The 7430-nt window shown below is 63.0% G+C and carries 8 protein-coding genes; all 8 read left to right on the top strand.

Features of this window, described 5'->3' with window-relative positions; all coding sequences use genetic code 11:
• Positions 1-79 precede the first annotated feature (79 nt).
• Positions 80-805 carry a GntR family transcriptional regulator gene (locus J7413_RS20280; protein ID WP_247743660.1) on the top strand — a complete coding sequence of 242 codons (726 nt, stop codon included), beginning with the start codon at positions 80-82 and terminating at the stop codon, positions 803-805.
• 68 nt (positions 806-873) lie between these two features.
• A complete protein-coding gene (locus J7413_RS20275; RefSeq protein WP_209101812.1) occupies positions 874-1926 on the top strand; it encodes an aldo/keto reductase in 1053 nt (350 codons plus the stop codon).
• Positions 1916-2356 carry an RbsD/FucU domain-containing protein gene (locus J7413_RS20270; protein WP_209101809.1) on the top strand — a complete coding sequence of 147 codons (441 nt, stop codon included), beginning with the start codon at positions 1916-1918 and terminating at the stop codon, positions 2354-2356. The genes J7413_RS20275 and J7413_RS20270 overlap by 11 nt, the downstream gene beginning before the upstream one ends.
• The gene (locus J7413_RS20265) at positions 2353-3183 is read left to right on the top strand and encodes an amidohydrolase family protein (RefSeq protein WP_209101807.1); all 831 of its coding nucleotides are present in this window, start codon (positions 2353-2355) and stop codon (positions 3181-3183) included. Before J7413_RS20270 ends, J7413_RS20265 begins: the two co-directional genes overlap by 4 nt.
• Position 3184: 1 nt before the next feature.
• Positions 3185-4297: a fumarylacetoacetate hydrolase family protein gene (locus tag J7413_RS20260; protein ID WP_209101806.1), complete on the top strand. Its 1113-nt coding sequence runs from the start codon at positions 3185-3187 to the stop codon at positions 4295-4297.
• Between the two features lie 13 nt (positions 4298-4310).
• A complete protein-coding gene (locus tag J7413_RS20255; protein WP_209101805.1) occupies positions 4311-5813 on the top strand; it encodes an aldehyde dehydrogenase (NADP(+)) in 1503 nt (500 codons plus the stop codon).
• A gap of 11 nt (positions 5814-5824) precedes the next feature.
• Positions 5825-6574 carry an SDR family oxidoreductase gene (locus J7413_RS20250; RefSeq protein WP_209101804.1) on the top strand — a complete coding sequence of 250 codons (750 nt, stop codon included), beginning with the start codon at positions 5825-5827 and terminating at the stop codon, positions 6572-6574.
• An 18-nt stretch (positions 6575-6592) separates the two neighbouring features.
• Positions 6593-7430: fumarylacetoacetate hydrolase family protein (locus J7413_RS20245; RefSeq protein ID WP_209101803.1), on the top strand; the 838-nt coding region annotated here is incomplete at its 3' end.

The following is a 7430-nucleotide window of genomic DNA, read 5'->3' as shown; positions in this document are numbered from 1 at the left end:
TCTCGCTTGCTTTGCTTGTTTTGATATTTTGGGGGGCGGCACTTGTCAACTAACATGTTAGCATGGTATTTGTTTTTGCATGACCCAAGCACACGATATTGATGTCACTTTGCTGCGTGAGACGGCCGCTTCTGAGGGCTCTCTGGCGCAGCGCGTTTACCTGTCTGTCAAAGACGCCATTTTAGCGCTGGACTTCCCGCCCGGCGCCAATCTGAGAAAGGCGCCCATCTGTGAGCGCCTCGGCGTGTCACGCGCACCTGTGTCAGAAGCGATCGCCCGACTGGCCGCTGAGGGGCTGGTGGATGTCGTGCCGCAGTCAGGCACCCATGTGTCCTATTTTTCCATGTCCGAGATCCGCGAAGGTGTGTTTCTGCGCGAAGCGCTTGAGCTGGCCACAGTGGCCAAGGTCACCCGCGATCTGACCGAAGAACAGCGCAAAAAACTCAGCCGCAGCATGCGCCTTCAAGAGCTTCTGATCGAAGATGAAGATGCTGCTGGCTTTTATCAGGCCGATGAAGAGTTCCACAGCTTGCTCATGGCATTCACCGGCTTTCAACGTCTGCCGGATGTGGCACAGACCGTCTCTCTGCAGGTGCGCCGTGCGCGCCTTCTGCTGCTGCCCACACCCGGGCGCATCTCAGAAACGCTGGAAGAGCACCGCGCCATTTTTGAGGCCATCGCCGCGGGGGATGAGCGCGCCGCCCAAACCGCAATGCGCCACCATCTGGGGCAACTGGTCCCGCGGCTGGAAGCGCTCCACACCGCCAAGCCTGAGCTGTTTGGCACCCGTCAGACCCGCGCATGATAGATGCCCGCTCAGATCACCCCGATACCGTCACACACACCCCGTACCGGTGAAGCAAGAGAACCCTCATGTCCGTTTCAAAAACACGTCTCCTGAACACCCGCACATCGCGCCCCGTGCCGCTCACGCAAATGGGGTTTGGCGGTGCGCCGCTTGGCAATCTGTATCGCAAAGTCTCTGAGCAGGACGCGCAAGAGGCGTTGCAAACCGCCTATGATGTGGGCGTGCGCTTCTTTGACACCGCGCCGCAATACGGGCTGGGCCGCTCAGAGATGCGCTTTGGCGCAGGCATGAAGCGCTTTGGCCGGGACACCATCCAGCTCTCCACCAAAATCGGCCGCCTGCTGCTGGATTGTGACCCCCATGAAGTCACCCCTGAGGCCTTTGTCGATGTGCCGCAAAAACGCATTGTGTTTGATTACACCTATGATGGGGTGATGCGCTCTTATGAGGCCAGCAAGACCCGCCTCGAGGTTGCGCACGCCGATATTTTGCTGGTGCATGATGTCTGCGTCTTCAGTCAGGGCAGCCAGGAGGCCTCAGACGCCAAGGTGCGTGAACTGTTTGACCAGGGCGGCTACCGCGCCCTGACCGAGCTGCGCGATGCCGGGGAGATTGCCGCCATTGGCGCAGGGGTGAACGAATGGCAGGTCTGTGAGCGGCTGCTGGGGCTGGGCGATTTTGACGGCTTCCTGCTGGCGGGGCGCTACACCCTGCTGGAGCAGGAAGCGCTCGACAGCTTCCTGCCCCTCTGTGAGGCACGGGATGTCGGCATCATTCTGGGCGGGCCTTACAACTCTGGCATTCTGGCCACCGGTGCGATCGAGGGGGCCAAATACAACTATGATGTGGCCCCTGCCGAGATCATGGAACGGGTGCGCAAGATCGAAGCGGTCTGTGCCGCCCATGACACCCCTCTGATCGCGGCCGCGCTGCAGTTCGTGCTGGGCCACCCCTGTGTCAAAACCGTGGTCCCCGGTGCGGTGTCGGGGGCGGAGGTCACCGCCAATGCCCGCCTGATGGAGCGCGCCATCCCGGATGCGCTCTGGTCTGATCTGCGCGGCGAAGGGCTGATCCGCCCGGACGCGCCCCTGCCTTCGGAGCGTGCCGATGCTGCGTAATATCAACCCGCTTTTGTCTCCTGATCTGCTGCACACCCTGCGCGCCATGGGGCACGGCGATGAGATCGTGATTGCCGATGCCAACTTCCCAGCCACCAGCACAGCCACCAGCACCGGCCCCACCTGCATCCGCGCGGATGGTTCCAGCGCCAGCGAGATCCTGGAGGCCGTGCTCTCCGTCATGCCGCTGGACAGCTTCGTGCCGGATCCAGCTTTGACCATGCAGGTGGTCGGCGATCCTGATGCGGTCCCGGAAGCCGTGGCCGATTTCCAGACCATCATTGAGACCACGGCTGACATCCCGGCGCAGATCCAGACGCTGGAACGCTTTGCCTTTTATGACCGCGCCGCGCGCGCCTTTGCCATCGTGCAGACCGGCGAGCGGCGGCTTTATGGCAATATCATTCTGAAGAAAGGCGTCATCGCATGAGGATTGATGCCCATCAGCACTTCTGGGCGCTGGCCCGGGGCGACTACGGCTGGCTCACGCCAGAGCTCGCCCCGATCTACCGCGACTTCCTGCCCGCAGACCTGACCTCAGACCTCACGGCGGCGCAGATCGACGGCACCGTGTTGGTGCAGGCAGCCCCCACCGTGGCAGAGACCACCTTCATGTTGTCTCTGGCCGAAGACACCCCCTTTATCAAAGGCGTGGTTGGCTGGGTCGACTTTGAAGCCCCTGACGCCGCAAAGCAGATCGCAGAGCTTGCCAAAAACCCAGCCCTCGTCGGGCTGCGCCCGATGATCCAAGACATCGCCGATCCGGGCTGGATGCTACGCGATGCGCTCACCCCGGCATTTGAGGCGCTGATCGTCCATGATCTGACCTTTGACGCGCTCACCCTGCCCCAGCATTTGGGCAATCTGCACCGCCTGCTGGCCCGCCACCCCGACATGCGTGTGGTGATCGACCATGCTTCCAAACCGCTGATCAAGGACGGTGTGATCGCGGGATGGGCCGAAGATATGGCCGCACTGGCGCGTGACACCACAGCCTTCTGCAAATTCTCCGGCATGGTGACCGAGGCCGCAGACGATTGGGGCACAGACACGCTGCGCCCCTATGCGGATCACCTGCTTGGCACCTTTGGCCCTGAGCGCCTGATCTGGGGCAGCGACTGGCCGGTCTGCACCCTGGCCAGCTCTTATGCGCGCTGGGTTCACACCAGCAACGATCTTTTGAGCGCGCGCACTGAATCCGAACTCCAGGCTGTCTGGGGCGGCAACGCCGCTCGGGCCTACAACCTCAGAGATTGATATGACTGATCTTTCCCTTGATCCTTCCGGGCTTTGGCTCGGCCGCGTAGAACGCCCAGGCATCGGCCCTGCTGTTGTCACCCTCCGTGACGGGCAACTGGTGGACATCACCGCCAAAGCCGCCCCCACCGTGCGCGACATTCTGGAGCGTGAGGACGCAGCAGACTACACCCGCACCGCCCCGGGCACACCGCTGGGCGCACTGAGTGCAGACCACGACTGGCTGGCCCCCTGCGATTTGCAGGCCGTCAAAGCCTGCGGCGTGACCTTTGCCGGCTCCATGGTGGAGCGGGTGATCGAAGAGCAGGCCGCCGGCGACCCGGCCAAGGCCGAAGCCATCCGCGACCGCATCGGCGCACGCATTGGCGACAGCCTCTCCAACATTGTGCCCGGCTCTGAGGCCGCGCAGCAGGTCAAACAGGCGCTGCTCAAAGAAGGTCTCTGGAGCCAGTATCTGGAAGTCGGCATTGGCCCGGATGCAGAAGTGTTTTCCAAAGCGCAGGTGCTCTCCTCCGTCGGTTTGGGCGCAGACATCGGCCTGCATCCGATCTCCACCTGGAACAACCCCGAGCCCGAAGTGGTGCTCGCCGTCACCTCCACAGGGGTGATCAAAGGTGCCACCCTTGGCAATGACGTCAACCTGCGCGATGTGGAAGGCCGCTCCGCCCTCTTGCTGAGCAAAGCCAAAGACAACAACGCCTCCTGCGCCATTGGTCCGATGATCCGCCTGTTTGACGACGGCTTCACGCTGGATGATGTGCGCCAGGCAGAGCTGACCCTCACCGTCTCAGGCCCGGAGGGCTTTGAGCTGCAGGGCCATTCCTCCATGTCCCAGATCAGCCGCGATCCGGCCGATCTTGTGCGCCAGACCATAGGCCGCCATCACCAGTATCCTGACGGGCTGATGCTGTTTTTGGGCACGCTTTTTGCCCCGACACAGGACCGCGACACCCCTGGCGGCGGCTTCACCCACAAGCTTGGCGATGTTGTGACCATCGCCAATGACCAGCTCGGGCAGCTCACCAACACCGTGCGCCTGTCCACCGAATGTGAAGAGTGGCGTTTTGGCGCCTCTCACCTGATGCGCAACCTGGCCCACCGTGGCCTGCTCTAAGAAAGCGATAGATATGCTGACCGGAAAACATCTGATTGCAGGCACCTGGGTCGCGGGCGACGCCACCTTTGCCTCAGACCCCGCCACCGGCGAAAGCCACGCCTTCGCCGTCGGCACCCCCGCCCATGTGGACGCCGCCGTGGAAGCCGCAGAAGCCGCCTTCGCCAGCTTTGGCTGGTCGAGCCGCGCCGCACGCGCCACGCTTCTGCGCAAAATCGCCGAAGAGATCGACGCCCGCGGTGAGGCCATCACCCAGATTGGCACAGAGGAAACCGGCCTGCCCGCCGCCCGCCTTGAGGGCGAGCGCGGCCGCACCACCGGCCAGCTGCGCCTGTTTGCCGATCATATTGAAGCCGGTGCCTATCTGGATCTGCGCCATGATGAAGCCCTGCCCGACCGCGCGCCCCTGCCGCGCCCGGAACTGCGCATGATCCAGCGCCCGATTGGCCCCGTGGCCGTCTTTGGTGCCTCCAACTTCCCTCTGGCCTTCTCCACCGCCGGGGGCGACACCGCCGCCGCCCTGGCCGCAGGCTGCCCTGTGGTGGTCAAAGGCCATCCGGCCCATCCCGGCACCGCCGAGATTGTGGCGCAGGCCATCGATGCTGCGCTCACAGCCTGCAATCTGCATCCCGGCATCTTCTCCCTGATCCAAAGCAACGGGATTGAGGTGGGCACCGCGCTGGCCAAACACCCGCTGATCCGCGCCGTCGGCTTCACCGGCAGCCTGAAAGCAGGCCGCGCGCTCTTTGACCTCTGTGCACAGCGCGACACGCCGATCCCCTTCTTTGGCGAACTGGGCTCTGTGAACCCGATGTTTGTGCTGCCTGCGGCCGCAAGCGCGCGCGCCGCCGAGATCGGCAGCGGCTGGGCTGGGTCCCTCACCATGGGCGCGGGACAGTTCTGCACCAACCCGGGCATTGCCGTGGTCATGGACGGCCCAGATGCGGACGCGTTGCAAACCGCAGCACAGACCGCGCTGGACGCCGTCGACAGCCAGACCATGCTCACCGATGGCATTGCCGCCGCCTACCGCGACGGCGTGGCCCGGATCAGCGGCGGCCAAGGTGTGACCCAAATCATGGGCACCGCCTGCCCCGGTCGCGCGGCAAAGCCGTATCTCTTCAGCGTATCTGGCGATGACTGGCGTGCCGACAGCCACCTGCAGGAAGAGGTCTTTGGCCCTATGGGCATCATTGTGCGCGTGCGGGACACCGCGCAGATGCAGGATGTGGCCCGCGCCATCGAAGGGCAGCTGACCTGCACACTGCAAATGGATGCGGGGGATGCTCAGGAGGCGCAGGCCCTGCTACCGCTGCTGGAGCGCAAAGCCGGCCGCGTGCTCGCCAATGGCTTCCCAACCGGCGTGGAAGTCGCCGACACCATGGTGCATGGCGGCCCCTACCCGGCCTCCACCAACTTTGGCGCAACCTCGGTGGGCACGCTCTCCATCCGTCGCTTCCTGCGCCCCGTGTGCTACCAGAACATCCCCACAGAGCTGCTGCCAGAGCAGGTATAAGGATCACAGATATGACAGAGACATCAGGCCGTCTGGCCGGAAAAACCGCGCTCATCACCGCTGCAGGTCAGGGCATTGGCCGCGCCACCACAGAGCTCTTTGTGGCCGAGGGCGCCCAGGTGATTGCCAGCGACATCAACGATGCATCGCTGGCCGAACTGGCGCAAATCGACGGTGTGACCGCGCTCAAACTGGATGTGACAGATGGCGCGGCAGTGACAAAGGCTGCTGCGGATCTGCCCGCGCTGGATGTGCTGTTTAACTGCGCAGGCTACGTCGCAGGCGGCACGATCTTGGAGTGCCCAGAGAAAGACTGGGACTTCAGCTTCGATCTCAACGTCAAGGCCATGTACCGCCTGATCCAGCTGACCCTGCCCGCCATGCTGGAAAACGGCGGCGGCTCCATCATCAACATGTCCTCCGTGGCCTCCGCCATGAAAGGCGTGCCCAACCGCTTTGCCTATTGCGCCTCCAAAGGGGCCGTGCTCGGCCTGACCAAATCCGTGGCCGCCGATTATGTCGCCCAGGGCATCCGCTGCAACGCCATCTGCCCCGGCACCGTGGACAGCCCCAGCCTGCACGACCGCCTGCGCGCCACCGGCGATTATGACACCGCCATGCGCGACTTCATTGCCCGCCAGCCCATGGGCCGCATCGGCACCGCAGATGAGATCGCAGAACTCGCCCTGTACCTGGCCAGCGACGCCAGCAAATACACCTCCGGCCAGCCCTTCGCCATCGACGGCGGCTGGACCATCTGAGCAAAAAAGGACACCTGAATGAAGCTTCTACGCTACGGCCCGATCGGGGCAGAAAAACCTGGCCTGCAGGACAACGACGGCACCATCCGCGATCTCTCAGGCCACATCACCGACATCGCAGGGGACGCCCTCAGCGATGACAGTCTCGCCAAGCTGCGCGCCATTGACCCCACCACCCTGCCCGTGGTTGAGGGCAGCCCCCGCATCGGCGCCTGCGTCGGCTCTGTCGGCAAGTTCATCTGCATTGGCCTGAACTATGCAGACCACGCCGCTGAATCCGGCATGGCCCTGCCAGAAGAACCCGTCATCTTCTTCAAAGCCACCTCCGCCATCTGCGGCCCAAATGACGATGTGGAAATCCCCCGCACCTCCGTCAAATCCGACTGGGAAGTCGAGCTGGGCGTGGTGATTGGAAAACACACAAAATACGTCAGCCGCGAAGACGCACTCGATCACGTCGCAGGCTACTGCGTGGTCAACGACCTCTCTGAACGCGACTTCCAGCTGCACCGCTCAGGACAATGGGTCAAAGGCAAAAGCTGCGACACATTCGGACCCATCGGACCATGGCTCGTCACCCGCGACGAAGTGGCAGACCCCCAAAACCTGCCAATGTATCTCGAAGTCAACGGACACCGCTATCAGGACGGATCCACACAAACCATGCACTTTGACGTCGCAACCGTCATCGCACACCTCAGCCAGTTCATGTCCCTCCAACCAGGGGACGTCATCTCAACAGGAACACCACCAGGCGTCGGCATGGGACAAAACCCGCAAACATACCTCAAACCTGGCGATAAAATGAAACTCAGCATCCAGGGACTGGGAACGCAAACACAAAACGTTGTAGCAG

It is taken from the genome of Shimia sp. R10_1, from assembly GCF_017744095.1.
Classification (GTDB): domain Bacteria; phylum Pseudomonadota; class Alphaproteobacteria; order Rhodobacterales; family Rhodobacteraceae; genus Shimia.
This window is presented reverse-complemented; position numbering and strand designations above follow the sequence as displayed.

Coding starts and splice junctions, on each gene's coding strand:
- J7413_RS20260 (WP_209101806.1), top strand. CDS start 3,185: ATGACTGATCTTTCCCTTGATCCTTCCGGGCTTTGGCTCGGCCGCGTA.
- J7413_RS20255 (WP_209101805.1), top strand. CDS start 4,311: ATGCTGACCGGAAAACATCTGATTGCAGGCACCTGGGTCGCGGGCGAC.
- J7413_RS20275 (WP_209101812.1), top strand. CDS start 874: ATGTCCGTTTCAAAAACACGTCTCCTGAACACCCGCACATCGCGCCCC.
- J7413_RS20265 (WP_209101807.1), top strand. CDS start 2,353: ATGAGGATTGATGCCCATCAGCACTTCTGGGCGCTGGCCCGGGGCGAC.
- J7413_RS20280 (WP_247743660.1), top strand. CDS start 80: ATGACCCAAGCACACGATATTGATGTCACTTTGCTGCGTGAGACGGCC.
- J7413_RS20270 (WP_209101809.1), top strand. CDS start 1,916: ATGCTGCGTAATATCAACCCGCTTTTGTCTCCTGATCTGCTGCACACC.
- J7413_RS20250 (WP_209101804.1), top strand. CDS start 5,825: ATGACAGAGACATCAGGCCGTCTGGCCGGAAAAACCGCGCTCATCACC.